The 26806-nt window shown below is 58.1% G+C and carries 25 protein-coding genes; 8 read left to right on the plus strand and 17 right to left on the minus strand.

Features of this window, described 5'->3' with window-relative positions; translation table 11 throughout:
• Positions 1 to 9: 9 nt before the first annotated feature.
• The 4 genes from EFQ99_RS05840 to EFQ99_RS05855 form a co-directional block, all read right to left on the minus strand.
• Positions 10 to 1107, minus strand: coding sequence for an ABC transporter ATP-binding protein (locus EFQ99_RS05840; protein WP_126919735.1), 1098 nt, complete (start codon positions 1105 to 1107; stop codon positions 10 to 12).
• 10 nt (positions 1108 to 1117) lie between these two features.
• A complete protein-coding gene (locus EFQ99_RS05845; RefSeq protein ID WP_126919737.1) occupies positions 1118 to 2008 on the minus strand; it encodes a carbohydrate ABC transporter permease in 891 nt (296 codons plus the stop codon).
• On the minus strand, positions 2005 to 2964 hold the full coding sequence (locus EFQ99_RS05850; protein ID WP_126919739.1) for a carbohydrate ABC transporter permease: 960 nt from the start codon (positions 2962 to 2964) through the stop codon (positions 2005 to 2007). The genes EFQ99_RS05845 and EFQ99_RS05850 overlap by 4 nt, the downstream gene beginning before the upstream one ends.
• Positions 2965 to 3039: 75 nt before the next feature.
• Positions 3040 to 4518 carry an ABC transporter substrate-binding protein gene (locus EFQ99_RS05855; RefSeq protein ID WP_126919741.1) on the minus strand — a complete coding sequence of 493 codons (1479 nt, stop codon included), beginning with the start codon at positions 4516 to 4518 and terminating at the stop codon, positions 3040 to 3042.
• 205 nt (positions 4519 to 4723) lie between these two features.
• On the opposite strand from EFQ99_RS05855, the gene EFQ99_RS05860 reads away from it, so the two are divergent.
• The 4 genes from EFQ99_RS05860 (at position 4724) to EFQ99_RS05875 (ending at position 9299) form a co-directional block, all read left to right on the plus strand.
• Positions 4724 to 5434 carry a GntR family transcriptional regulator gene (locus EFQ99_RS05860; RefSeq protein WP_126919743.1) on the plus strand — a complete coding sequence of 237 codons (711 nt, stop codon included), beginning with the start codon at positions 4724 to 4726 and terminating at the stop codon, positions 5432 to 5434.
• Between the two features lie 53 nt (positions 5435 to 5487).
• The gene (locus tag EFQ99_RS05865; RefSeq protein ID WP_126919744.1) at positions 5488 to 6654 is read left to right on the plus strand and encodes a mandelate racemase/muconate lactonizing enzyme family protein; all 1167 of its coding nucleotides are present in this window, start codon (positions 5488 to 5490) and stop codon (positions 6652 to 6654) included.
• Positions 6655 to 6722: 68 nt separating this feature from the next.
• Positions 6723 to 8084: a mandelate racemase/muconate lactonizing enzyme family protein gene (locus EFQ99_RS05870; protein ID WP_126919746.1), complete on the plus strand. Its 1362-nt coding sequence runs from the start codon at positions 6723 to 6725 to the stop codon at positions 8082 to 8084.
• 15 nt (positions 8085 to 8099) lie between these two features.
• Complete coding sequence (locus tag EFQ99_RS05875) at positions 8100 to 9299, plus strand: mandelate racemase/muconate lactonizing enzyme family protein (protein ID WP_126919748.1); 1200 nt, start codon at positions 8100 to 8102, stop codon at positions 9297 to 9299.
• 123 nt (positions 9300 to 9422) lie between these two features.
• Here EFQ99_RS05875 and EFQ99_RS05880 read toward each other — a convergent pair whose 3' ends face one another.
• The 4 genes from EFQ99_RS05880 to EFQ99_RS05895 form a co-directional block, all read right to left on the minus strand.
• Positions 9423 to 9815, minus strand: a complete 393-nt coding sequence (locus tag EFQ99_RS05880) for a hypothetical protein (protein ID WP_126919750.1) — start codon at positions 9813 to 9815, stop codon at positions 9423 to 9425.
• On the minus strand, positions 9812 to 10123 hold the full coding sequence (locus EFQ99_RS05885; RefSeq protein WP_126919752.1) for a hypothetical protein: 312 nt from the start codon (positions 10121 to 10123) through the stop codon (positions 9812 to 9814). The genes EFQ99_RS05880 and EFQ99_RS05885 overlap by 4 nt, the downstream gene beginning before the upstream one ends.
• Positions 10124 to 10446: 323 nt before the next feature.
• Complete coding sequence (locus tag EFQ99_RS05890) at positions 10447 to 11007, minus strand: GNAT family N-acetyltransferase (protein ID WP_126919754.1); 561 nt, start codon at positions 11005 to 11007, stop codon at positions 10447 to 10449.
• Between the two features lie 283 nt (positions 11008 to 11290).
• Positions 11291 to 12193 carry a LysR substrate-binding domain-containing protein gene (locus EFQ99_RS05895; RefSeq protein ID WP_126919756.1) on the minus strand — a complete coding sequence of 301 codons (903 nt, stop codon included), beginning with the start codon at positions 12191 to 12193 and terminating at the stop codon, positions 11291 to 11293.
• Positions 12194 to 12302: 109 nt separating this feature from the next.
• Between EFQ99_RS05895 and EFQ99_RS05900 the strand changes: the two genes are divergently transcribed.
• Positions 12303 to 13055 carry an SDR family NAD(P)-dependent oxidoreductase gene (locus EFQ99_RS05900; protein ID WP_126919758.1) on the plus strand — a complete coding sequence of 251 codons (753 nt, stop codon included), beginning with the start codon at positions 12303 to 12305 and terminating at the stop codon, positions 13053 to 13055.
• Between the two features lie 25 nt (positions 13056 to 13080).
• Positions 13081 to 13470 (plus strand): nuclear transport factor 2 family protein, encoded by a 390-nt coding sequence (locus EFQ99_RS05905; protein WP_126919760.1) that lies wholly within the window; start codon positions 13081 to 13083, stop codon positions 13468 to 13470.
• Between the two features lie 154 nt (positions 13471 to 13624).
• Here EFQ99_RS05905 and EFQ99_RS05915 read toward each other — a convergent pair whose 3' ends face one another.
• Positions 13625 to 14347 carry a hypothetical protein gene (locus EFQ99_RS05915; protein ID WP_245441447.1) on the minus strand — a complete coding sequence of 241 codons (723 nt, stop codon included), beginning with the start codon at positions 14345 to 14347 and terminating at the stop codon, positions 13625 to 13627.
• A gap of 573 nt (positions 14348 to 14920) precedes the next feature.
• A complete protein-coding gene (locus tag EFQ99_RS05920) occupies positions 14921 to 15493 on the minus strand; it encodes a cytochrome b (RefSeq protein ID WP_126919764.1) in 573 nt (190 codons plus the stop codon).
• Between the two features lie 573 nt (positions 15494 to 16066).
• Between EFQ99_RS05920 and EFQ99_RS05925 the strand changes: the two genes are divergently transcribed.
• Together EFQ99_RS05925 and EFQ99_RS05930 are read left to right on the plus strand one after the other, a co-directional pair.
• Entirely contained in the window at positions 16067 to 17236 is a 1170-nt protein-coding gene (locus tag EFQ99_RS05925; protein ID WP_126919766.1) for an efflux RND transporter periplasmic adaptor subunit, read from the plus strand.
• 13 nt (positions 17237 to 17249) lie between these two features.
• Positions 17250 to 20369 carry a multidrug efflux RND transporter permease subunit gene (locus tag EFQ99_RS05930; protein ID WP_126919768.1) on the plus strand — a complete coding sequence of 1040 codons (3120 nt, stop codon included), beginning with the start codon at positions 17250 to 17252 and terminating at the stop codon, positions 20367 to 20369.
• A 251-nt stretch (positions 20370 to 20620) separates the two neighbouring features.
• Here EFQ99_RS05930 and EFQ99_RS05935 read toward each other — a convergent pair whose 3' ends face one another.
• Genes EFQ99_RS05935 through EFQ99_RS05965 form a run of 7 tightly spaced genes read right to left on the minus strand, consistent with a single transcriptional unit; the run spans position 20621 to position 26502 of the window.
• Positions 20621 to 20995 (minus strand): EamA family transporter, encoded by a 375-nt coding sequence (locus EFQ99_RS05935; RefSeq protein WP_208722724.1) that lies wholly within the window; start codon positions 20993 to 20995, stop codon positions 20621 to 20623.
• Complete coding sequence (locus EFQ99_RS05940; RefSeq protein ID WP_126919770.1) at positions 20992 to 22104, minus strand: peptidogalycan biosysnthesis protein; 1113 nt, start codon at positions 22102 to 22104, stop codon at positions 20992 to 20994. The genes EFQ99_RS05935 and EFQ99_RS05940 overlap by 4 nt, the downstream gene beginning before the upstream one ends.
• Before the next feature lie 40 nt (positions 22105 to 22144).
• Entirely contained in the window at positions 22145 to 22954 is an 810-nt protein-coding gene (locus EFQ99_RS05945; protein WP_126919772.1) for an alpha/beta hydrolase, read from the minus strand.
• Between the two features lie 39 nt (positions 22955 to 22993).
• Positions 22994 to 23341 carry an EamA family transporter gene (locus EFQ99_RS05950; RefSeq protein WP_245441449.1) on the minus strand — a complete coding sequence of 116 codons (348 nt, stop codon included), beginning with the start codon at positions 23339 to 23341 and terminating at the stop codon, positions 22994 to 22996.
• Positions 23338 to 24291 (minus strand): arginase family protein, encoded by a 954-nt coding sequence (locus EFQ99_RS05955; RefSeq protein ID WP_126919774.1) that lies wholly within the window; start codon positions 24289 to 24291, stop codon positions 23338 to 23340. Before EFQ99_RS05955 ends, EFQ99_RS05950 begins: the two co-directional genes overlap by 4 nt.
• Positions 24292 to 24296: 5 nt before the next feature.
• Positions 24297 to 25706 carry an aspartate aminotransferase family protein gene (locus EFQ99_RS05960; RefSeq protein WP_126919776.1) on the minus strand — a complete coding sequence of 470 codons (1410 nt, stop codon included), beginning with the start codon at positions 25704 to 25706 and terminating at the stop codon, positions 24297 to 24299.
• Positions 25687 to 26502, minus strand: a complete 816-nt coding sequence (locus EFQ99_RS05965; protein WP_245441451.1) for an MtnX-like HAD-IB family phosphatase — start codon at positions 26500 to 26502, stop codon at positions 25687 to 25689. Before EFQ99_RS05965 ends, EFQ99_RS05960 begins: the two co-directional genes overlap by 20 nt.
• Between the last annotated feature and the right edge of the window lie 304 nt (positions 26503 to 26806).

Genomic DNA, 26806 nt, shown 5'->3' on the forward strand with positions numbered 1-26806 from the left:
CGCCTGGTCTCAGTTGGCCTTGAGGGCCATTTCCGTTTCGCCGTCGAACAGATGCATCCGCTCCTGATCGAACTCGAGCCAAATCTGTTCGTCGGGCGCGACGGCAATGGTCGGCGGGACGCTGACATTGACGATAGCCCCGGAGAGAAACGCCTGCACGAAGGTGACGTCTCCGGTCGGCTCCACCGTGTAGGCCTTGGCAGGGACGCTTCCAGGCGTCGCACTCTTATGCAGCTTGATCGTCGAGTGGCGTGCACCGAGCACGACTTTCCTGGTGGATGACCTTGCAACCTTCTGGGCGTTGTGTGGCGAAAGCTCGAGACGCCAGCCCTCCGCGCCGGTCAACACGGTCTCGCCGCCTGCCGTTGACGCCTCCAATGGGACAAGGCTCATCGCCGGGCTGCCGACGAAGCTGGCGACAAACATGTTCACCGGATGGGCAAAAACCTGCGCCGGAGTGTCGTATTGCTGGAGGTAGCCGCCGTTCATCACGGCCATCCTGTCGGCCATGGTTACGGCTTCGAGCTGGTCGTGCGTCACATAGATGATCGTTGCCTTGAGATCCTGGTGGAAACGCTTGATCTCCGAGCGCATCTGCACGCGCAGCTTTGCGTCGAGGTTGGAAAGCGGTTCATCCATCAGGAATACCGCCGGATCGCGAACGAGCGCACGGCCGAGCGCCACGCGCTGCTGTTGGCCGCCCGAAAGTTCGCGTGGTTTGCGCTCGAGCAGCTGAGTCATGTCGAGCACGCGCGCCGCTTCCCTGACCTTCTTGTCGATCTCGTCCCGTGGCAATTTGCGCATCTGCAGCGGGAACGCCAGATTTTTGTAGACCGATTTCTGCGGATAGAGCGCGTAGTTCTGGAACACCATTGCGATGTCCCGGTCCTTTGGGTCGAGGTCGTTGACCACCCTGTCGCCGATGACGATGTCGCCCGATGTGATCGGGATGAGCCCCGCCACAAGATTGAGCGTGGTTGTCTTGCCGCAGCCTGAAGGGCCGACGAGCGCAACGAATTCGCCGTCATTGACCGTCAGCGAAACATCGTTGACGGCTTTGAAGGCGCCATAGGTCTTGACCAGATCTTTGAGGACCACGTGGGCCACCGGCAACTCCCTAGTGCTTGACTGCGCCTTCCGTGAGGGCGCGTACGAAGTATCGTTGAAGAACGAGGAACAGGACCACGACGGGCACGCTCATCATGAAGCTTGCTGCCATCAGGCCCGGAAAGTCCGTGGTGTTTTCCGAGAAGAAGCGCTGGATGCCGACCGGCAGCGTCAACTGTTCGTTCTTGGAGAGGAAGGTGTAGGCGTAGATGTACTCGTTCCACGCGCCGATGAAGGAATAGATCGCCGTGGCGATGATGCCCGGCGCCGAGAGCGGCATCACGATCAGGATAAAGGCCTGGAACCGCGTTGCTCCGTCGATGCGTGCGGCCTGCTCGAGCTGCACCGGGATATTGTCGTAGAAGCCCTTGAGGAGCCAGATTGCCAGCGGCAGGCCGAATGTGAGGTAGGTGAGGACGAGTGACCCATGCGTGTTCACCAGCCCGATCGCGCGCATCAGGATGAAGAGCGGCACGAGAAAGATCACCGCCGGGAACATGTTGCGAAGCAGGACAGCGAAGAACAGGAAGTTTCGGCCCGGGAAGGTGAAGCGCGAAAACGCGTAGGCCGCCGGAACTGCCACGATCACCGAAAGGATGGTCGTGGCAGTAGAGACGAAAAGGCTGTTCCAGAAGAAGCGCAGGAAGTCCTGGCCGACGCTGTTTTGCGGATCGAGCAGCTTCTGGTAGCTGGCGAGGGTGGGTTGGTCCGGCCACCATTGCGGCGGGAATTGCATGGCCGCGAAGCCGGACTTGATCGAGGTGATCAGCATCCAGATCATCGGTAATGCGGTGTAAAGCAGCATAAACACAAGGAAGATGCGTCCGCCCCACCGCCATCCATCGATGCGCATACGGTAACGCGCCTGGCTTCGATGAGCAGTCTCGGCAACAGCGCTCATTCGCTTCCCCCCTTCTGTTCGTTACCACTCAGCGCACGGACGTAGAAGTAGCCGAGCGACATCAGGATCAGGAACAGCAGCACTGAATAGGCCGATGCCACCCCCCAGCGCTGGCGGCCGAAGGCGAGTTCATAAATGTGGGTGATCCAGATATGCGATGCGTTCGACGGGCCGCCGCCGGTCATGATCCAGGGGATGATGAAAGAATTGAAATTGGCCACTGCGAGCAGAAGGATCGTCACCGTCGAGACGTTTCTCAAGTGCGGAAAGGTGACGTGCCAGAACCGCTGCCATGCATTGGCTCCGTCGACTTTTGCGGCGCGCAGCAACTGGTCGGGAACCGTCTGCAGGCCAGCCATCATCATGATCATCGCAAACGGAAACTCCCGCCAGATATTGACGACGATCAGCGAGGGCAGCACCGTGCTGACGCTGTCGATGAAATTCGGCGGCCGGTCGGCCAACCCGAGGCCGACCAGCACCGCGCCGATGATCCCAAAGTCCGAATGGTAGATCCACTTCCAGATATAGGACGCGGCGACCGCGCTGATGACCCAGGGAATGATCAGGATGGCGCGCAGGATTCCGCGGCCGACAAAGTCGCGATGGAGCGCCAGTGCGCAGGCAAACCCCAGGACAAATGAAATGAGAGTGGATCCCAGTGTCCAGATAAGAGTATTCGAGGTGACTTTCCAGAACACCGGACTTGTGAGGATGGCGGTGTAGTTGTCGAGGCCGACAAAAATCTTGTCCCGGAGCTGCAGGCCAGGCGGTGTGTTGAAGAACGACAGTTCGATCGTGTAGTAGATAGGGTAGGCGATGACGATGAGCATCACGGCGATTGCGGGAAGCACATACGCATAGTCAGCGCGGTGCTCCCAAATCTTTCGCAGCACGCCGAACCTGTCGGGTTGCAGTCTTCGGCGAGCCTCGGCCTTGCCAGTCAAGATCGTCACTGTGCCTGCCCTCGTTCTTCGGAAGAAACCGGCTGCAGTCTCGGCGCAGCCGGTCAGATCGTGGTCAGGCTCGGACTAGAGTCCGCCGTCCGTCAGGTCTTTTACCTTCTTGGCTGCGTCGTCCGCTGCTTGGTCGACGGTCATGGCTCCAGTCAGGGCATTCTGCAGCATGTCGGGGACGATGATGTTCATGATCTCGGGCGACTGTGGCAGCGCCGGGAATGGGATGCCGTATGGCAGCATCGAGGTCGTGACATCAAGGAACTTGATGTTGTCAAGACGTTCCTTCATCCATTTGGTCGTGAAGCCGTTAAGGTTTCCCGGATTCGAGCCGGCATAGGCCATCTTCAGCGACCATTCGGGGCTCGTCCACATGCAGATGATAGCCTTTGCAGCCGGCTCGTCCACCTTGCCGCCTTCGACATATTCGGGCTTCAGGATGTGAATGTTGGAGCCGCCAAACACGACGGCACGCTTGCCGTCGGGGCCAGTCGGAATCAGGCCGTAGCGCATGTTGTCGATGACGGTCTGCGCCTTGTCCTTATCGCTGCCTGTGGTCTTCTTCTGGAGGTCGAGCATGACATTGTAGTCGGACGGGTGCGAGATCATCATGCCGAGCTGGCCAGCGAGGAAGAGGGGCTGGTTGTCGGCCTGCTGGTTGGTGAGCGCCGAAACCGGAACCGACTTGTCGCGAACATACATATCGTAGGAGGCTTGCAATGCCGCCTTGCTCTGCGGGCTATCGAGCTCGATCTTCTTATAGGTCGGGTTGGCGGTGGCTTCATCGAAGACGCCGCCGCCATAGGCCCACAACTGCGGCATGAAGCGGTACGGCGTATTGCCGGCATTCTTGCGCGCCACGAGGCCGTAACCTGCAATGCCGAGCTTGTCGTGGATCTGCTTGGAATACTTGACGACGTCGTCCCAGGTTGCCGGAGCCTTGTCCGGATCGAGGCCTGCACGCTTGAAGATGTCGGCGTTCCAGATGAACGCCATCGTCTCGTTGTTGGTTGGAATGCCGTAGGTCACCCCTTCCCAGGTTACAGCCTTCATTGCGCCGGGCCAGAAATCCTCGGTCGAATACCCTACATCCTCGGGTTTGAGCGGCTCCAGATAGCCCTTTGAGGCGAACTCGGTGCCACCAAGGATTTGCAGGCGGACCGCCATGGGCGCTGCATTGCCCAGGAGCGCAGTCCGGAACTTGTCCAGAAGGTCGTTGTAGGTGAGGGCTTGTTCCTCAAGCTGGATGTTTGGGTAGGTTTTGCGGAAGGTCTCGAAGAAGTCCTTGTAATACTGCCGCAGGAGGTCGGGGTCGCCCTCGAACACGCCCTGATACCAGAAAGTCAGTCGCCCCTTGTAGTCGAGCGGAGTGACCTTGGCGCAATCGCCGGCCGTGTCAAAATCCTGCGTGCCGGCGATGGAGCGAACGTATTGCGGCGACCACTTGCTCAGGTCAACCGGCGCAGCCAGCGCAGACGCGGACATCAACGATACCATCAAAGCAGTCGAGACAGTGCCGCGCAGGACGGCACGGCCGAGTGAAATCCTCGTCATAGGTAACCTCCCAGGTTCTCTCCCATGCCGCTCAGCGTCAGGCGAGCGGTCTTTGCTCCCCGGCCGCGGGATTTTCCTAATGTATCCCTTTGACCTGATCATACGTTTTCAGATCAAAGATTGCCTGTCAATGAGTAAGATCGTACATTGTTTACGGAAACTTCGTGTGATAACCGAATAATGTGTGTATTTTTTGGGGACAGCCTTGGCCGAAACAAGCGATTTTAAAGCACAGCCACCCGAAGGGATCGACGCTATCGGAGCCTCCAGCGAGGGGGCCTCGCTTTATCAACTGATCCGGGAAGACATCATCGAGGGCCGGCTCGCTGCCAACGAGCGGCTTGTGGTCACCGATCTCGCCCGGCGCCACGGCACCTCAACCAACCCCGTGCGCGAGGCTCTGCAACTGTTGCGCGGGGAGGGCTTTGTCACCTTCGTTCCCAACCGCGGAGCACGCGTGAGGCCCATAGATCAGGATTTTGTTCGGGACATCTACGAGATAGGAGTCTTGATCGAACCGGCACTGACGCGATGGTTCGTGAATATGGCCACCGTCGAGGACATTGCTGAACTCGAACGCATCCAAGACCTGATCGAAGAGAACAACTTCGCCGACACGTTCAGGCACAGCGAGCTGGACACCGCCTTTCACACTGTAATGTACCAGAAGCACTACAACCGCCATGCCGCCGAGCTTTGGTGGAAGCATCGCGAAGTGCTGCGAGCCGTGAGCCGACGTTTCAACTTCACGCTCGCCCGGCGTGCCGCGATCCTTAGCGAGCATCGCGAGCTCATCGCGCATGTAAAAGCGGGAAATGCGAACGAAGCGGGCGACCTCATTGCACGCCATGTCGAGGGCTCCGGCCGGCACATCCTCGAACACATGCGTGCGCGCAACGCCGCTCGGGCAGGATAGAATCCATAAGCTGAATATCATTATCCCGACCACTTCCGTTAAAGGCAGTTCAGATGAAAATCACCAGCGTTCGGCCGTGGCTGATCAGATCCGATGCTTCTTATTGGGGGGAGTTCCTTTTCGTCGAAGTGATGACCGATGAGGGGGTGAGCGGCTGGGGCGAGATCACCACCACGACGAGGCTCGCCAATCGCGCCCTCTGCACGATCCTGCGGCAGATCGGTGCCGCTATAACAGGCGAAGACCCGGCGCGGATCGAGTATCTGTGGCACAAGATATTCCGCAGCTTCACCTACATGGGCAGTCGCGGCGCCGCAGTCGAATGCATAAGCGCCATCGATATAGCCCTCTGGGACATCCGCGGCAAAGTACTTGGTAAGCCAATCTACGAGCTGTTGGGCGGACCGGTACGCGATGAAATCGCGCTCTACACCCATCCCAACCAGGCCAAGTTTACCAGCAAGGAGGCAGTGGTCCGGGAAATTCGAGATATCGTCGAGTCCGGCCACACTGCGCTCAAGTTCGATCCTTTCCCCCATCAGGGCCGCACCGCCGATGGGCAGCCGCGCGAACAACGGGACGGCTATCTCGATGGCAGCATGACCCGCAAGGATGAGCGCGAGGCGGCCGAACTCACGGCCCTGATCCGGGAAACGGCGGGCTCTGATGTTGACATCCTCATCGATGCGCACGGCCGCTTCGACGTTCCCACCGCCATTCGCCTTTGCCGGAGCCTCGAGGAAGCTGGTCAGATCGACTGGTTCGAGGAGCCCTGTCCACCCGAGAGCCTCAACGCTCTCAAGCAGGTCCGTGAGAAGGTCAGCGCCGCTATCTCGTGGGGCGAGCGCGGCCACACGAAGTGGGATTTCGTGCCGGTGCTCGAAAACAGGCTGGCCGACTACATCATGCCTGACGTCACCTGGACCGGCGGCATTACCGAACTCAAGAAGATTTCCGCCCTCTGCGAAGCCTATTACATCCCGGTCTCGCCGCATGACGCTGCAGGGCCGATCAACGTGGTTGCGGGAGCGCAAGTGATGATGACCGTTCCCAACTTCTACAAGCTCGAAACGTCGGAATGGAACCTCGGCAAATACGATCACCTCATCGACAGACCACTCGATGTTTCGAACGGCAGCCTCAAGCTTACGCCCAAGCCTGGTCTCGGCGTCGAAATGAACCGCGACTACCTTGAAAGCCACGAGATAGAGCTGGACTAGTCAGCAACGCTCTACGCCGCCCGAGCGTGCGCGGCGGCGTGCCCCACCCACCAGAACGAGGATAAATCATGTCAGAGGCACATGGAGCCGACGAGGCGCTCAATCGGGTGAATACGCATTCCAAGCCGTCCGACCTTCGCATCACCGACATGCGGGTGGCCGAAATTGTCGGCGCGCCATTCTCCTCAGTGCTGCTCAAAATTTACACGAACCAGGGCATCGTCGGGCTTGGCGAGGTGCGCGACGGTGCCAGCGCCACCTACGCGCTGATGCTGAAGAGCCGGTTGCTCGGCGAAAACCCTTGCGACATCGACCGCCTCTTTCGCCGCATCAAGCAGTTCGGCGGGCACGGCCGGCAGGGCGGCGGCGTGTCGGCGGTTGAAATCGCGTTGTGGGATCTTGCCGGCAAGGCTTATGGCGTCCCTATCTACCAGATGCTTGGCGGCCGGTTTCGGGAGAAAGTGCGCGTCTACTGCGATACCGACGCCACTGTGCCGAGCGGTACCGAGACCGGTAAGCGCCTCAAACAGCGCATGGAACTCGGCTTCACCTTCCTCAAGATGGATCTGGGATTGATGCAGATCGCCGATGTGCCCGGTGCGGTCGTGTTTCCGGCCGGCTCACTGGAAGGATACCGCAACCATCCCAGTCGCGGGCCGCTGAAGACCATTGAAGAACGGCGTCTCCGCAACGCTGCTTACGATCTGCACAACGTCCAGCACCCGTTTACCGGCCTCCACTTTTCCGACAAGGGCCTCGACCTGCTGGAGCAATACATCGCCGAGGTGCGTGAGGTCATCGGCATGGACGTGCCGCTGGCGATCGACCATATCGGGCATATCTCGATGCAGAACGGCATTCGCCTTGCCAGGCGAATTGAAAAATACGTGCCGGCCTGGCTCGAGGATGTGATCCCATGGCAGTATAGCGAGCAGTACCGACAACTCCAGGACGCCACCACGGTGCCGATCTGCACCGGCGAGGACATATACCTCAAGGAGGGCTTCGAGCCTCTGCTCGACAGCGGCGGCGTCTCCGTTATCCACCCGGACCTGCTCACCAGTGGAGGCATCCTCGAGACCAAGAAGATCGGCGACATGGCGCAGGACAGGGGTGTCGCCATGGCCATCCACATGGCGGAAAGTCCGATCGCGGCGATGGCCGCCGCACATGTCGCGACCGCGACCGAAAATTTCATGGCGCTCGAATACCATTCCGCCGATGTCGACTGGTGGGACGATATCGTCACGGGCCTTCCGAGGCCGCTGGTGAAGAACGGCTTCATCACTGTTCCGGACAAGCCGGGCCTGGGGATCGACGATGTGGTCGACGAGATGATCTTGCAGCATCTGCAGCCGGGCGTCGCCGGCATCTGGCAGCCTACCGACCACTGGGACAGCGAGTATTCCTGGGATCGCACCTGGAGCTGAGGCAAAGGAAACAAGATGAAGATCACAGATCTCCGCTGTGCCGTTATCGGCAGGCACCCGATCGTCCGGATCATCACGGACGAGGGCCTCTATGGCCTGGGCGAAGTCGAATTCACCAAGACATACCTCAAGCCCTTTGTACTGCATTTCCGTGAGGCGCTGATCGGCGAGGACCCGACCGACGTCGAAAGAGTCATGCTGAAAATCCGCCAGCGTGGCTCCTTCAAGCCATATGGCGCCGCAGTGAGCGCTATTGAGCATGCGCTGTGGGATATCGCTGGCAAGGCTGCGGGCGTACCTGCGTATAAACTGCTGGGCGGCAAAGTGCGGGATAAAGTCCGCGTCTACAACGGCTCGGTTCGCCAGAAACGCACGGGCGACCGGCCGGAGGATTACGCCGCTGACGTCAAATGGATGATGGAGCAGCCGCAGAATTTCTTCATGGTCAAGCAAGGAATCTCGTTTCACTCCAACATGAAGGACACCATCGACGGTTTCCACTACGGCGTGACGCAAAAGAAGGCCGGCTATCACGGCGCCATGGATCAGGGCGTGATCAGCGAGCGCGGATTCAACCACATGCTCGACTGCGTGATAGCGATGAAGGAAGTGCTGGGCGACAAAGTCAGCCTGGCGCTCGACTGCGGCCCGGGCTGGATGCTGCCCGATGCGATCAGGTTCGCTCGCGCCGTGGAGAAGTACAACTTGATGTGGCTCGAGGACATGCTGACCGGCGACTACGTGCCGTGGGTCAACCCTCAGGCCTATCGGGAACTGACAACCTCCACCTTGACCCCGATCCATACTGGTGAGCAAATCTACCTCAGGCACAATTTCAAGGAATTGATCGAGACGCAGGCGGTACGCGTTATCGGGCCCGATCCAGCCGATATCGGCGGCATTGCCGAACTCAAATGGGTCGCCGAGCACGCTTACATGCACTCGATCCTGATGGCACCGCACGGCACCGCTAACGGGCTGCTCGGCCTCGGCGCATTGATCAACGTCTGCGCCACGTTGCCGGCAAATTACATCGCTTTCGAATATCCGACGGCTTCCGACCCCTGGTGGGAGGATCTGGTCATCGGCCTGCCGTCGCAGATCGTCAAGGACAGCATGGTGGACCTACTGGAAGCGCCAGGGCTGGGGCTCGACATCGACGCCGAAGGAGCCAGGAAATATCTCATGGAAGAGGATGCGGGCTTTTTCGACTGAAGAGGCGCGGCCACGCATGTTGCGTTCAAAATATCGTCCGCCGTTTATCTGGCGCCCGCGTTCGTCCGCTCAATACCCAACCAACTGTCGAGGCTGCGATCTCATTCGACTTCGGGTTCCTCTTCACCGCGGTGGTAATCTCGAGCTTGCCGCTGCTGCTCCTCTACCTGCCGAGGAATGTACCGCGGTACGCTGGCTATCACCGTCTACGGGGCGATCTTTACGGCAGCTGAGCGCTACGGGCAGGCGCGCGTTTCCGACACTGATTGGCAGGGATGCCGCAGTATTGAGAGCGGCATCGACAAGCGACCAATCCTGCTCGTCGTTGCCAAACAGGGAGGCCGAGACGGTGACGCCCCAACTTTCAATTGATTCCAGCTGGAAACGCGCGCCAAAGGCCTGCTCCAGGCGGCGTGCAACTTCGGCAAGGACTCGACCGGCGGCGCCCTCCCCGAAAAATTCCGCGATGTCGCTGAGATTGTCGATGGTGACAAAGAATGCGTAGGGAACTCTCATCCCACCGGTCCTCGCACAAGCCAGCCGAGAACTCCGCCGAGGACCAGTGCAGCATAGGTGACGCCGGCAAGCGTGAACTGACCGGCAAAGACAAATCCCGTGACAGCCCCAGACAGGGCGGTCAGGACGTAGATAGGAATGGCGCCCCTTTGCCCTTGCGGATCGTCATCGGCGGTACGCTGCCGTTCGGCGGGGGTTTCGCCGATATCGCAAGGGTTGTCTCTGGAAAGAACAGCCCTGTGGTCGCGTGGATATTGCCCTTGCTCGCACGCATCCACCCCGTCGTTTCGCCCGTGCCTGCCATGCATCAAAAGATCGCCTTTCTATCCGCCGCCCGCCCGCTTCCACTTACTCATCAATCGTCGCTTCTTCGTGGAGGATATATGGAAGCGACGTGGAGGGTCGCGATCGGCGGTTTACTTTCCTCTGTTACGTTTGCTTCGTGACAACCGTCTTAGATTGCGCAAAACAAAGATCTCCCATCAAAGCGGGATCAAACACCTTTAGGAGAGAAGCAGTGCGCAGGCCGCTAAGTCGCGTGCGTGTTATTGGCCCTGTCGTCGATTCCGGGCTCAATAGTCAGATCGTCTGGACGAATTTGGGTTGTCCGGGGTCGCAGTTCAGCGGACAATTATGAGCTATGCTCGCGCATGCTATTTCCTGCGCGTGCTTCCCACTCTTTTCGCAGAATTGCGTATTGCATCGTATTCTCAAAAATCGGATCGCCGTATTCGTCGTTTTTGAACGAAACGAACTCTCTGAAAAGCCCCTCCGTCCGCATCCCCAGTCTCCCGCACAGACGCTGCGAAGCGATGTTGTGGTCCTCGACATAGGCGTAAAGGCGGCGCGCCTTTTTTACGCTGAAGAGATATCCGAACAGGGCATGCGCGGCCTCGGAAGCAAATCCTTTTCCACCGGCGTCTGCGTTAAAATTCCAACCCACCGAAAATGTGTCTCCTTCGGGCATAGCGAACACATCACCGATCAGCCTATCTGATCCTTTCAAGCATACGGCAATGTACTCATGGCTTCTGCTTCGTTTTTTTACCTCCGCTTCTGCTGCGGACAGGTCCTCGAGCGCGAGCGAGAGGAAGCAGCTGGCCACCGGTTCATGCAGATAAAGGAAAAGATCCGGAGCGTCCCGCTTTCTGAAATTTCTCAGAACAAGCCGGTCGGTTTCTATAGCGTCCATGTCACCTCTCTGTCGTTGGCGCTCTACGGTGGGATGGTGTTTTTAATTGTGCACTCGGATGATCACCCGTTGGCCAATCCTGAAGGAAGCGTCCTGGCTGATCATGACGATAGCGGTCGCCGTGCCACCACAGATGACCGAACGGTTTTGTGACGACGATTTCTCTCGAGGGTTAGTAGTGACTGGGTTTGATCGAGAAAGTGTGGAGAAAACTCGAGGGTTCAGTGGCGTGAGTCCGGGCGCTCTACGCGATTGAATGGCCAACGCAGCCAAGCAAAACAAATCATCGCGCCAGTGCGTCTTTCGGAAATCCGGCAGCCAGACAGTCGATGAACTTGCGCACCGCAGGTGGCAGGCCGCGGCGCGTCGTGAACACGAGATGCACCAGACCTCGTACGCCGCGCCATGGGGGCAGGATGCGCACGAGCTTGCCTTCATCCAGCGCTCGGCGGCAACTGTGATCCGGCAGGAGTGCGACGCCAAGTCCCGCCACTGCCGCGGCGCGAACGGCCGTGAAGTCGGCGCAACTCATCCTTGGGGCGTGGTTCAGTACATGTCTCTGGCCATCTTCGGTCTCCAGATGCCAGTCGACGTCGCCCAACTCGTCGCTGCTCGCGAGTGTCGGTTGGTTGCCGAGATCGTCGATCCCGGTGATCCGGCTGGCAATCTGTGGGCTGGCGACGAGGATGCGGACGGAGTTGCCCAGTGAGCGCATGGTCAGCGAGGCGTCGCCGTCGAGTGAGGTGCGGACGCGCAGCGCTACATCGATACGCTCCTCAATCAGATCGACCGGGCGGTCGATCGCGACGAGCTGGAGGCGCACCTTCGGATGCCGCGCCAGGAACTCGTTCAGAAGCGCCGAAATCGGCTCGACCAAACCAGTGGGGCAGCTCATGCGGATCAGCCCGTGCGGCTCCGACTGAGCCTCGGCTACCAGCGCTTCCGCCCGCTCGGCTTCCGCGACCATCGCCTTGCATCGTTCGTAAAAGGACTGGCCGACATCCGTCACACGGAAGCGGCGGCTCGAGCGCTCGATCAGCCGAACGCCGAGCCGCGCCTCGAGTGCCGCAATGCGTCGGCTGAGCTTCGATTTGGGCTCACGCAGGGCGCGTCCCGCGGCGGCGAACCCGCCATGCGCAACCACTTCGACAAAGTAGACAAAGTCGTTCAGGTCGTATCGCGTCATCGTTCTTCCTTTGGAACGCTGGGTAGCATTTTTGCTCACTGTTTGCATCAGCGTTCTATTGCCATCTTCTTGTCAACGGCAATACGCCGGGCACACAAGGAGCAGCCCAATGACAAAGAAGTTCGAAAACAAGGTTGTGGTAGTAACGGGTGGCACGAGCGGCATTGGCCTAGCCACCGCGAAAGCTTTCTCGGAGGAGGGCGCGTCGGTGTTCATCACCGGGCGCCGCAAGGAGGCGCTGGAGGCCGCCGTCAAGGCGATCGGCGGTCGCGTGACCGGTGTCCAGGGCGACATGGGCAAACTGGCCGATATCGATCGGCTCTATGATGCCGTCCAGCAAAAACACTCCCATATTGATGTCGTGTTTGCCAATGCCGGCGGCGGCGAATTCGCCCCCCTCGGCGCGATCACCGAAGAGCACTACCAGAAGACCTTCGACACCAACGTCAAGGGTGTGCTGTTCACCGTGCAGAAGGCGCTGCCGTTGCTGCGCGACAGCGGCTCCGTCATCCTCACGTCCTCGACGACCAGTATTTCCGGCACGCCTGCCTTCAGCGTCTATTCTGCGACCAAGGCCGCCATCCGCAACTTTGCCCGTAACTGGATTCTCGATCTGAAGGACCGTCATATCCGGGTCAACGCGATCAGCCCCGGAGTGACCGACACCGCGGGCGTAGACGAGCTTTTTGGCAATGGCGAAAACGCCGAAAACACCAAGAACTACCTCGCCAGCCTTATCCCGGCCGGCCGTATCGGCAAGCCGGAAGAAATCGCCAAGGCGGTGATGTTCCTTGCTTCCGACGACGCGTCTTTCGTCAATGGCATCGAGCTCTTTGTCGACGGCGGCCACGTCCAGATTTGAGCCACGAGCGAACCGGAGAACGACCATGGCAGACATAGCAATCCTGCTCGAACGGAATCTCCAGGAAATCTTTGCGGAGGGCGATGCAGCCCTCCGCCGGAAGGTTGCCGAAGAAATCATGCACGACGACGCCGTCTTCGTCGAACCGCACGGCGTCTACACCGGCAGGGATGAAATCGTCAGAATCGCGGGGGTTATCCGCGCAACGCATCCGACGTTCAGATACACGCCGCTCGCAGCGCCGGAGGTCCTCCATGACCAGGCCGGACGGGTGAAATGGGTGGCCGGAGAGCCTGGCAAGCCTCCGGTCTACGCTGGCACTGACTTTGTCGTAGCAAGAGACGGGAAGATTGCCGCCATCTATCTCTTCTTCGATGGTCAACCCGATCCGACCGGACCTGCGTTGCCCACCTGACGCTTGCCCGGCGGCGAGCCTACCGCCCCGCAACCACACCTTTCCGCTGCCGCATTGCCGCGGGGACGCGTTACACCATGGATTGCCGACGTCCGACCCGCGTTAGCTGCCGAAGGCGCGCGCGCATCTTTCGCCCATGGGCCATAAGCATGCTCTACTGGATGTCCGCCATAACCTCTGAAATAACCGCGAATTTCGAGGCCTGCCACCGTCTGTAGTCGAGGGCAAATTTCGCGGAAATCCAGCAATCCCCGCTCATTTGGGTAGCCTCCCATCCCAGTAAGCCCCGATTTTGCGCGGCCGCAAGCAATCTGCCGACTTGACTGCGGGAAATTACATATTCGGCCGCCATAAGTCGGGCAGAGACATCGCCGACCCAAGTGCGCTCACATAAGACCTGTGCCAGGGGCACACGTGACATAAGGTCATGCAATATATTGCTTCCGGATTCCGACCTCACGAACAGCGCAATGCTTTCAGGCGGATTATACCAAGCGGAATTGTGAAACAGCCGACGTGCGATATGCGGCTGGGCGCGATACAGAATCGTCTCATCCGCCTCCGACCGCTGACACCGATCTCCCGCGTCCATGCGGTCCAAGGAACGAAGGTGCCCTTCGAACCATTGCCGAATTAAGGTTTCAGCATAGGCGGTCGCTTGTAACGGGATAGCGCGCCGATCTGTCGTCTCCACCGGCTCGAATAATTTGTAATACGCCATCTCCTTCAGATGTGCGACTGCGGTGTTGTGGCTAGCAATGCGGTTCTCAATCAGGAACTTTGCGAGGTTGGAAGCGGTCAAAGGCGGGCGGGATGGGTTGAGCTTCCGCTCAAAATGTAATGCCAACGCCGACTGGCTGAGCAGCCACTTCTGCAAGTCAGCAACATAACGCACTATTCTGGGCGCTCTGCGGTGTATTGCCAGTAACTCGGATGCGGATTCCCGGAGAACTGGAGGGAAGGAGGCGTCCGCCATGAGATCTTCAACACTGTAGCTGCGGCATCTACTCTGTAATGAGGCTGAATCTAAAAATATCGACATTGAAAACCGAAGTGTAAGCGATGCTGACTCGGGATAATAAAAAAGCAGCGAATGGACAAAAGTCAGTGCCGGAGCCAGTGACTGACTGACCCTATCCAAAATTTGCTCACAATTCGAGCCGGCTTTTATCTGATCATATCAGATGGTTGCTCCCAAGCTTGATGGGTCCGCGAACTTGAATGATGTCGCGGACAGCAAACTGACAGCTTCGCGCTCTGGGCACGAGGTCCATGAGAACCGCGGTTTGCTTAATCGCTCTAGAAAGCAGCTGATGGTAGCCCGGGGCCGCTCCGACAAGGACATCGCATGGGTCCTCGCCACCGTGAGGACCCATGTCGGAAGCTGCCTTGCCAAACTCGAATGTTCCAACCGGGCGGAGGTGGCGGCACAGGTATCAAAGCTATCGCACTAAAGCATCCGCGGCAGAACGTCCGTTTCGCCGCCTCTGTGCTGTAGCCTATGTTTTAGCGCACCAGCCACGTGAAGGAGAATACAGGCCAGGAGAACGTAGGCGCAATACCTGTGAAGGGTTTGGAAGACGACGAACGCGGCGTCGTTCTTGGGCAAAATCTCCGGAATGTGGGAGATGAAAAAGAAGGGCACCCCATCGCTTTGTGTGAAGCTGCTCGACATGGAATAGCCGAGCAATGGAACAAGCAGTGTCAGCAGAATGATAAGCCGATGCGTCACATGCGACAGGTATCGTTCCCAGCGGGTCAAGGCCTCAGGTGTGTGCGGCATAGAGGCTTTGTAACGCCAGCGCAGGGCAAGATGCAGCAATGCCAAAAGCCAGACCAGTAGGCCAAACTGCTTGTGGTTCGGATATAAGAATGACGCTACGTCGATATCGCTTTCTGGAAGCCGGGTCATGTACCAACCAGATGCTATCATTCCCATGATCAGCACGGCACGCAACCAATGAAGGATCCGAATCGACAGGGGATATTTTGTCGTGCGGCTTTCTGTCGTCTTATCAGTCATGAAAGATATCTTTCGTTAGGAGAAAAGTACCATTTAAAAATCCGTCGGCACCGCTTGCCCATTGAGCGCGCGGAAAGGGCTATCGGGGATGGCTCATCAGGTGAGCCAAATTGTGTCCGTTCACTTGAAACCCGCCACCAGTTCATATTCACAAGATGTCGGCTCCGGCCTGACCGCTCCCGGTTTTCATAACGCCACGCGATCCGCCAACCTGCCGTTTCTTCACCTATTCACCAATCGTCGCGTCTTCGTGGAGGATATGTGGAGGCTCCGTGGATGATGACTGTGATCGGCGGTCTGACATCACGGTCCGCGGTCAGCTTCGAACCCCTTTGCGAACGAAGTCGGCTCACAAGATGCCGCCAATGTCCGTGTCGCCTTCAGCAATCAGTGCGAATGCGTTCATCGTTTTGAATTTCCCGGGCAATCGATGCGAGCGAACGACACCGGCGTCGATCGCTCGGGCCTGAGCTCCATAAGACGTCGATCAAACCTCCACAAAACGCCAACCCGATCGCCTTATGAGCGGTTCGGTCGCGAAAGCGTTGTCACGATTTTGAATGGAAACTCTCAATGAGCAGCATGTTCCGCTCGTTTATCGCCGTCGTACTTACGGTTCCCGTCATCTTTCTTTCGGCCTGCAAGGACGAGCAAGCTCAAGCCCAGGCGAACCCGCCTGAAAGTGAGACGGCGGCGCGCGTCAGCGTCGTCACGGTTCAGCAGAGGAAAGTTGTTGTCTTCGACGAATTGCCGGGACGGGTCTCCGCTTTTCGAACGGCCGAGATACGCCCCCAGGTCAGCGGCATCATTCAGAAACGGCTCTTCAACGAGGGAGCGGAAGTAGACCGCAATGAACCGCTTTTCCAGATCGATGCCGCACCCTTTTCCGCCGATGTCGAAGCTTCCTCGGCGATACTTGCGCGCATGGAAGCCGAGCTGCTGAACGCGCAGATCAAGTTCGATCGGGCCGAAGTGCTGTCATCCCAAAAAATCTTGAGTGCTGAATCGTTCAACAATGCCACGGCCGCCCTGGCCCAGGCCAAGGCGAATGTTGCCGAAGCAAGGGCCAATCTGACGCGTCGCAAGCTCGAACTTTCTTATGCATCCATCAGGAGCCCCATTGCCGGACTTATCGGCCAGGCCTTGATGAGCGAGGGGGGCCTGGCGTCGTCTTCGGCGACAACGCCTCTCGCAGTCGTCCAGCAAATCGACCGCGTCTATGTTGACATCAGGCAATCCTCGATGACCCGGGAAGCACTGGAGGATCTGGTTTCGGCCGGAGAGAGCGACGATGCAGCCAAACTTCCCGTGCAGATATTTACGGTGGCCGGAAAGCTTTATGAAGAGCCCGGCCAGGTGCTGTTTTCGGACATGTCGGTTGACGCCGGCACCGGCAGCGTCGGCATACGTGTCGAAGTTCCCAATCCGAACCGGCAGCTGCTGCCCGGCATGTACATTCGTGCGAAAGTCCCGCGTTCCATCCATCCCGACGCGCTGACGGTACCGCAGGAAGCAGTCCTGCGCGATCCGTCGGGACGACCGCAATTGATCATCGTTGGCGCGGACAAGACCGCCAGCCGGCGCAACGTCCAGGTCGGTTCGCTGGTCGACGGTCAATACATGATTGTCGATGGTCTCTCGGCCGGCGAGACGGTCGTTGTGCTCGGCCAGGACCGCATTCAAGGCGGCGTGAAACTGGAGACGGTTCCTTATCGTCCCGTTGTCGCCGTCAATAAAAGCTAAGGAGCGGCCGAAAATGCCGAATTTCTTCATCGACAGGCCGGTTTTTGCCTGGGTTATTGCAATCTTCATCGTGCTTGCCGGCGCCATTTCGATTACGCAGCTGCCGGTCTCCCGCTTTCCGGTGATCGCACCGCCGAGCGTCACCATCTATGCCACCTATACCGGGGCGACCCCGCAGACGATCAACGACAGCGTTACAAGTCTGATCGAGCGGGAGCTATCGAGCACGAAGAATGTTCTCTACTTCGAATCCTCGTCGGACTCGTCGGGCAGTATCAGCATCACCATAACATTTAACCCAGGGACCGATCCGGAACTGGCCCAGGTCGACGTGCAGAATCGCCTCAAGGCGATCGAACCCAGGCTTCCGGAGCAAGTTCGTCGGGCTGGCCTGACCGTCGAGGCAGCCTCGTCCGGCTTCCTGATGATCGTCTCCCTGAAGTCGACCAATGGCGAAGTCGACCCGCTGGTCCTTGATGATTATCTGGTGCGCAACATTTCGCCGGAATTGAAGCGGGTGCCCGGCGTCGGCCGGGTCCAATCGTTCGGGTCGGAAGCCGCCATGAGGGTGTGGATCGATCCGGTTCGGCTCTCCTCTTACTCCATTTCGATGGCCGAGGTCACCCAGGCCATTCAATCGCAGAATGTTCAGGTCGCTCCCGGCCGGCTTGGCGAGGCGCCCGCCGTTCCCGGCCAGAAAGTCAGCGTTCCGTTGAGCGTCAATGGTCAGTTGCAGACGTCGGAAGAGTTCGCCCAGATCATTCTGCGCTCGAAACCGGATGGATCCAAACTTACCCTCGGCGATGTTGCCAGGATCGAGATCGGATCGCAGACGACGAGTTTCTCGATCCTCGATGGCGGCAAGCCGGCAACGGCGGCAGCCATCCAGCTCATGCCGGGCGCAAATGCCGTCAGCACCTCACAAGGCGTGCGCGCCCGCCTATCCGAATTGTCGGCCACCATGCCGCAAGGCCTGAGCTATGCAATCTCCTATGACACCGCTCCTTTTGTGAAGGTGTCGATCCAGAAGGTGGTTCAGACGCTTGCAGAAGCGATGGTTCTCGTCTTCGTCGTCATGCTGCTTTTTCTGCAGAATTTCCGGTACACGCTGATCCCGGCCATCGTCGCTCCCATCGCGCTTTTGGGAACATTCGCGGTGATGCTGGCGATCGGCTATTCGATCAATGTGCTGACAATGTTCGGCATGGTTCTTGCCATCGGCATCATCGTCGACGACGCGATCGTCGTCGTCGAAAACGTCGAGAGAATCATGGTGGCCGAACGCCTGTCGCCACGTGATGCCACCCGCAAGAGCATGAAGGAGATCTCGGGAGCCGTGATCGGCATCACGCTCGTGCTGACGGCGGTGTTCCTTCCCATGGGCATGGCGAGCGGCTCGGTCGGCGCGATCTACCGTCAGTTTACCGTCTCCATGGCTGTTTCGATCCTTTTCTCCGCCTTCCTGGCGCTGAGCCTGACCCCGGCGCTCTGCGCGACGCTGTTAAAGCCTGCGGCATCAGACCATCACGAACGCAAGGGTTTCTTTGCGTGGTTCAACCGCAGCTTCGAGCGCCTCACCGGACGATATGCCAGGTGGGTGTCCGGCCTGATTTCCAATCGCGTCCGGGTGATGCTCGCCTATGTCGCGATCATCGCGGCACTCGCCTATGGTTACAACGTCCTGCCGACGGCGTTTACGCCCGAGGAGGACCAGGGCTCCTTCATGACCTCGTTCACGCTTCCGGCTGAGGCGACGGCGGAGCGGACCCGAGGGGTTGTAGATCTGTTCGAACGCCATGTTGCGACCCGGCCGGACGTCGACAACAACTTGACCATCATGGGCTTCGGTTTCTCCGGCTCCGGGCCAAACACCGCCATGTCCTTCACGACGCTGAAAGACTGGAATGAGCGCAAATCGAACGTCAACGAAGAAATCCTCGCTGCGACGACAGCGATGTCCGCGGCCGAAGAAGGGCAGATCGTCAGCTTGAAGCCGCCGGCAATCGACGAGCTGGGCACGACAGATGGCTTTGCCTTGAGGCTTCAGGACCGTGCCAACCATGGCATGGCAGCGCTTCTCGCCGCCTCGGAGCGGCTGGTTCAATTGGCCGCCAAGAGCAAGCTGGTCAGTGACGTGCGTGTCGATGGCCTGCCGGATGGCTCGAGCGTCACTCTGCGGATCGATCGCCAGAAGGCGAGCGCGCTGGGCGTTCCGTATTCAACGGTTAGCGACACGCTCGGCGCGGCGATCGGCTCGACCTATATCAACGACTTTCCGAATTCCGGCCGCCTTCAGCAGGTCGTCCTCCAGGCGGAAGCATCAAGCCGCATGCAGGTGGATGATGTCCTGAAACTGCAGGTGCGCAACGATAGCGGCGGGATGGTTTCCCTATCCGAGATCGTGGTCCCGGAATGGTCGACCATCCCGCTACAGCTGACCCGATACAATGGATATCCGTCGATCAGCATCTCAGGCAGTGCGGCCTCCGGCGTTTCGAGTGGCAGCGCCATGCAGGAAATGGAAAAGCTCGCCTCGCAGCTACCCAACGGTTTCACGGTCGAATGGACCGGGCAATCGTTGCAGGAGAGGCAATCCGGTGCACAGGCCCCCATGCTCGTGGCCCTGTCATTCCTGGTCGTGTTTCTCGTCCTGGCGGCTCTGTACGAAAGCTGGAGAATTCCCCTTTCCGTCATGCTTGTGGTACCTCTGGGCATCCTGGGAGCCGTAATCGCCGTCCATCTAAGGGGATTGGAGAACGACATCTTCTTCAAAGTGGGGCTGATCACACTCATCGGTCTTTCCGCCAAGAACGCGGTGCTGATCGTCGAGTTCGCGAGGAAGCTTCAGGAAGAAGGAAAAGGACTGGGGGACGCTGTCGTTGAAGCATCCCGCCTTCGGCTGCGGCCCATCGTGATGACCTCTCTAGCCTTCACGCTCGGCATCGTCCCCATGGTCATCGCCAAGGGTGCCAGCTCCGAAACTCAGAACGCGATCGGGACCGGACTTATGGGCGGGATGATTTCGGCCACCGTGCTAGCGGTGCTTTTCGTGCCGGTGTTTTGCGTTCTCATCATGAAGCGTCGACATCCGAATGAGCGCGTCATTTCCGAATATAAAGAGGCAGCGACATAATATGGGTCGCGGCATTCCCGGACGGTGTTCTGGCGAGGCCCGTCTCCGCCGCCCGACAGCGCCGCCGCCGCGGGGTCACTCCCCGGCGGCTGCCAGAGCAGCGAGTCGATAGTCCTCCAGGGCGGCAACGTCTTGGGTTGCCCCATTGGGCGGCGTTCGTGAATGGAAGCGAATTTCAGTCCCGTTTGCGTACGCAGATAAAGCTGCCTTGGTATCAGGCCTTCTCTGCCGTCACGTGCAATTCTTCCAACCTACTGTGCAGGCGCCGAAGATGATCCGGCTGTAACAATAAGCCAGATGCCCAAAAGGATGCCGGAGCTGCCGATGAGCTGGGAAAGAGAGACAGGTTCACCAAACAGACTCCACGCCACTCCCATTACGAAGACATAGCTGATCGCGGAGAGCGGAAACGCCTTGCTGAGATCGAGTTCCGCAAGAACCGTCGTCCAAATGATGAAGCATACGATTTCAGCGATGAGAGCTGCCAGGAACCAATGGGAATACATCAACAGTTCGAGCCACTGGCCATCAGAGCCAGTCGTTTGCTCAGCGCTTCTTTTCAAGAAGATCTGCTGGAGCGTATTCAGAACGGGCACACTAAGCCAGATTGGTTTGATCTCCATCATTTGCGCTGCTCCTTAATAGGGTCTGAAACGAGAAGCGGCGCCAGTAGGCGGAGAATCGTGTGCAGCAGCGGGCTGCGATGCCGAAAATACATCGAGTTGCGCGTAAGGCTGCTGCCTAGACGGACCTTGTTCTGATAATAGGCCTGACCGCTCTGATAGAGGCCAATATCGTTCTCCAGGCAGTATTTTAGGTTCTCGAACCAACTCAGATAGTAGAGATTGAAAGCGCGCCCTTCTTCAGCGTCCATGCAAAAGAACTTGTCGACGAGACGGCCCTCGTCGTGAAGTAGAAGGTTCCAGGCCAGGAGTTTGTCGTTAAAGAAATACATGGTGCAAAACGAGCGGCCGGGCATATTGGCCAAGACCCCCTCGAAGTAGGCTGGGGTGAGATCCTCGAACTGCCAGGCGCTACGCTCGCGAGTCTGTTGGTAGAGCTGCATTGCTCGAGGCAGCAGATCACCGAACCCCGACCAACGCTTAACGACGATTTTTTCGCGGGCCTTGAGCTTTCGCCGCATATCCTTGCGTGTGCTGGAGGACAATAGATCGAGGTAGGCTTCCAAGCTTGTAAAGGTCGGGTCAAGCCAGGCTGTCGGCATGCCGGGCACTTCCACATATTCCTTTGAAGACAAGATCCCATTCATGGCGAGGTCGAGCGGCTGGGATATGTCTTTCAATGCGATTAACACACATCCGTGCTCTTTGGCGTCTAACTCAAACGCATCGACCAGGCATCGAAAAGCTAGTTCACGCAGCTCGGTGGTCAACGTCTGATGAAAACCGACGACTCCCGTTTCCGTGCACGGCGAGCCAAGGCACGCGAGCTGTTGCGTCAGAAACCGTGGAAATCGACGGCGCACTTTTTCAATCGCGTCGCGCAAACGTCCTGGATCAAGCGTCGTCTCCAGCAAATAGCGGCAATGGAACGCGGGCATGGCCGCGACGACGATTCCCTCTCGACGGACGACAACGTAACGCCATTTGAATCCTTCGATTCCTGCCATCTCAACGGCAAGGAGATAGTCGTAGTCCTCCACCTCCGCGAAGTAACATGCATTCCATGCGTCCCTCCCGATCTCTTTGATCGACCCAACGACCTCAGTCGTCATTCCTCCGAGCGCAAGGGTATTTGGCAATGCCGCGAGTGATTTAAGACAGAGCATATTCGGCCTCGAAGAATGCCGCGCTGACATCGGCGACTTCTCTGTGCTGCCGGTCAACGTGAATCATGTGATAGCTGTCGTCGAGCCAATGGAGGTGATGCCGAGAACCGATATGATCGGCGATGAAGCGTGCATGGGACGGCCCGCTGAGATCGTCCTGCCGCGAATGGACAATGAGCGTCGGAGTGCTGATCTTGGCTAGTCTGGCTTTTACCGTCTCCCCGAGGCGGTGCATTTCGAACAGCGCTTTTGCAGGAAACGCGTCGAGTATTCCTTCCCGAGATAAGCCGGCGATCATCCGCCGCATCCGCGTGTCCTTAATCCCGAGCGACGGCGTCTCTTTGAAGCTCAACCTACCTAGAAGCGGGATGGGGGAAAGCCAACTCAGGTGTTGTGACAGAAGCGATTGATAGCGCGGGACTTGCCAGCCATCGTAGTGAAAACAGGGCGAATAGAGCGCCACCGCATCAACGTGCATCGGCGCGTTCGCCGCGGCCATGAGGCAGAGCTTGCCACCAACGCAAATGCCGGCCGCGAAGACCGCGTCATTTCTTCGGGCCAACCATTCCGCAGCCGTTTCCACGGTTTCAAGCCAGTCTTGCCAACACGATCTTCTAAGCGTGGTCGCGGTATCACCGTGCCCGGCGAGCAGAGGCGCATAAACGCTATACCCACGTCGATGGAACCGGCGGGCAACGAGCCGCATTTCGGCTGGCGCGCCGGTCAAGCCGTGAACAAGAAGGACAGCCTTGCCACTAGTTCCGGGCTCGAAGAAAGAAAGCTTGTCACCACTCATGATGAATTCCGTCGAAATACCGTGGGGCAAAAGAGAGGCTCACGACCCTGTCGTTCCAATGCAAATGATGCCAGCCATGACGAGAGCTATGCCGCAGGCATGGCGGAGATTGATCTTCTCGTTGAAGAACACGACCCCGGCTAAGGCGATGACGACATAGGTCATGGCCATCAGGGGGAATGCGATCGAGAGCGGCACCTTGGTTAGAACCCAGCTCCAGACGACCAACTCGACGGCCCAGAAGAGGATCCCCAAAAGGATTGCCGGCCGTAAGAGAAGCATCCCTACGGCATTGACTGAACCGTGCTTGAAGCAGATTTCGCGTCCCGCCTCGGTAAGGACGCAGAACACGATTGCCGTAGACGTCGAGGCGCTAAGCCCACTCACGACATTAGCCCCATAAGGCTCTCGAGCAGCGCTTGATTAGCCGCAGTGTTAATTTCGCGTACCGATTGACGATCGTGTTTCAAACGCGGTTGGTCGATCAAGATCTCGGCTCGCTTGAATGCTTGGGTTAGAAGCGATCCACCGTAATGCGGCACAGAATAGTCACCGGTGACATCTGCACCAATGATCCGGTGGCAGAAGCCAATCTCGCTTAACAGGGACAGCACATAGTCGAGCCGCAGCTTTCCCTGATCCCAGTTTGTGACTGCATCGTCACGGCAAAGGGCATCCTTGTCGATCGTTATGTAGACGTCGTCAGTATCGATTCGATCGAGAAGGCGGTCGATAAAGTTCTTGTCGCCCATCTGCAAGATCGAATGCCAGTGAAGATCAGCCCCAAGTTGGTCAAAACCCGGTCCTGATCCATATTTTCCCCGTACTCGACTTGGCGGATGGCTGTATGGGAACAGTTCTAATTTCTGGCTGCGGAGCAGCTCAAGATTAGCCCCCTTGCGCTCCGGGCTAGCCAGATCGCTACTGCAGACACCGAGAGTAATCACCTTTCGAACAAGCTGGTTATCCAGTGCCTTGTTGACCCAGGAGCCACAATGGATCCCGGCATCAAAGCATACCCAATCAGGATGATTGTCGATGTGAATGACCGTAACCGGCTTCTTGGCACGCTCTAGCGCTTGCTCCAATAACAGCACAGTGACGTGATGAAAGTCACCCGATCCTAAAAAGCAAAGGCGAGGCTGAGCGGCTTTCCTTGATGTTGCACGAACCAGCCTTCGAGAAAGTTCATCGAGCACTTGCCTGCGGGCCCAAAGGCGCAAATGAGAACCGATTGCCTTTTCGCTGACCTCGTGGGCGCCAGCCTCGAGGGCTGCTCCCACGAAGTCAGGTTGCAACTCCAAGGCATCATCCAAATGAAGAAGAAGGAGTTGCAACTGCCTTATCTCCGTTCAGCGCGCGTCAGCAGTTGATCGAGCAGCTCGATCGCCAGATCGATCTCGTCATTGCTGATCATCAGGTTTGGCGCGAACGTAATGACGTTCTTATGATAGCCGCCAACGTCGAGAACGAGGCCATACTTTCGACCTTTTACAAGGAGGTCGCCCTTCATGCCCTCGTCGGACATCCAGTCGAGCGTCGCCTTGGAGGGAGTGAAACTGTCCTCCTCGCAGATTTCCATACGCAGGGCGAGGCCGAGACCGTCGACCTCGCCGACGATGGCGTGATTGGACTGAAGCGTCTTTAGGCCATCAAGGAAGCGGGCGCCTTTCTGGATGACGCTGGCACCGAAGTCGACTTCCTCCACCATCCTGAGGGTTTCAAGTGCCACAGCGGTGCCCATTGGATTGCTGGCAAACGTGGAATGGGTAGAGCCGGGTGGGAAAATCGTGGGATTGATCAGCGCCTCTTTCGCCCAAACGCCGGAGAGAGGATTAAGGCCGTTTGTGAGGGCCTTGCCAAAGATCAAGACGTCCGGTGAGACGCCGAAATGCTCAATCGACCACAGTTTGCCTGTACGGTACACGCCCATCTGGATCTCATCCACAACCAGAAGAATGCCGTGCTCGTCGAGAACCTTTTTCAACTCAATGAAGAAATTCAAAGGCGGAATAACGTAGCCACCGGTGCCCTGGATTGGCTCGATGAAGAACGCCGCATATTCAGACTTGCCGACCTTCGGATCCCAGACGCCGTTGTATTCACTTTCAAACAGGCGAGCGAATTTTTGCACGCAGTAGTGACCGTATTCCTCCTTCGACATCCCTTTCGGTCCGCGGAAGTGGTAGGGGAATTCGATGAACTGAGCACGGTCGCTAAAATGACCGTATCGCCGGCGGTAGCGATAGCTCGAGGTGATTGCGCTCGCACCGAGGGTACGGCCATGGTAGCCGCCTTCGAATGCGAACATGAGGCTCTTGCCGCCGGTGTAATTGCGAACGAGCTTCAAAGAATCTTCAACAGCCTGCGACCCGCCGACGTTGAAATGAACGCGGCCTTTGTGCCCGAATTTGCGTTCCGCATCCTGGGCGATCAGCGTCGCAAGTTCGACCTTTTCACGATGGAGATACTGCGACGCCACCTGCGGCAGCTGGTCGAGCTGGCGATGGGCAGCTTGATTGAGCCTATCGTTGCGATAGCCGAAATTGACGGCGGAATACCACATCTGCAGATCGAGGAACGGTGTGTCCGACGAGTCGTAGAGGAAGGAACCCTCGCAACCGGTGAAAAACTTCGGGCAGTCGGAGTAATGAACGGTGTCACCGTGTGAGCAATAGGTCGCTTCAAGGCGACGCATTTCCTCTTCGGACGCCGCAGAAACGACTTCTGATCTATTCAAGTTTGAGCGCATGAATCCTCTTCTTGCGTGTGATTTGCGAGTGGGATGGCAATGGCCCGCCGGCGCGACCTGGGAGAATGGACGCGAGCGAGGCCTGGACCTCGGCGAAGCCTTGATAAGGCGAGTAGGGGATGCGATTGAGATCGCAGTACTCAGCAAGTTTTTTCTTGGCGAAGACGGCGGACGCTTGGTGCGAGACACAGAAGTCACTTCGCCCATCGCCGATATAGATGTGCTGATCGCAGTCGGCGATCACCGCGCACTTACACACTCCGGAAGCCGTGAGGCAGCCGCTTTTTGAGAATGGAGTTTGCAGGCGGAACTCCGCCCCGTCGCCGTCATCGTTCCAGACAAGATGGTTTGCGATGACTTCGATGTCCGTCACACCGTGATTGGAGAGAATGCGACGGATGAAATGATCGACTCCATCACTGACGACGACCAGTCTGACGTCATTCGCTCGGCAGAAATCGCGAAACCGAACAAAGCCTGCATCAATTTCGACGCTATCAAGAAAACGATGCAGTTCATCGATCGACGCACGGATCAGTGGGATCTGAAGTCGCATGCATTGAGCGGAGTTGATCCCCCCGCTCGCCCACTTCTCTTCAATATCGTGCCACTGCTGCAGCGCGAACTTTTCCAAAACCAGATCGGTTACATCTTCCTTGGAAATCGTGCCGTCGAAATCACAAAAGGCAATTTGCATTAGACCACAATCTTCGTTGATTAAGGACTGCCAGCCTTTGAAAACTCCGGTAGAGGTCAGGTGGCCAAAACCATTGTTTCCGCTGCGGGGGACCTTCATTCCGCTTTCGGGGGTGTTGCGTCCGATGCAGACTGGTAGGCCTCGAACGTAGACGCTTGGTCGACCTTCGATGGAAACTTGGTGGAGATTTTTCCTTTTTTGGATCGTCCGAGTCGCTGCTCGCCCAGGGATCCATCGCTCGCGGGCAGAGCTTCGGAAGCAGCCAATGATTAGGGAAAGGCGTGGTGCGTCGTCCCGCGCAAAACAAATATCGCGGTGACTGAAGGCGCTACGAAATCGAAGCGCTAATGCATCGGGAAGGTGCTCTTAGGTCGCAAAAAAGCAGCGACGTCACTGCGACACG

The organism is Rhizobium vallis (assembly GCF_003985155.1).
Taxonomy (GTDB): domain Bacteria; phylum Pseudomonadota; class Alphaproteobacteria; order Rhizobiales; family Rhizobiaceae; genus Rhizobium; species Rhizobium vallis.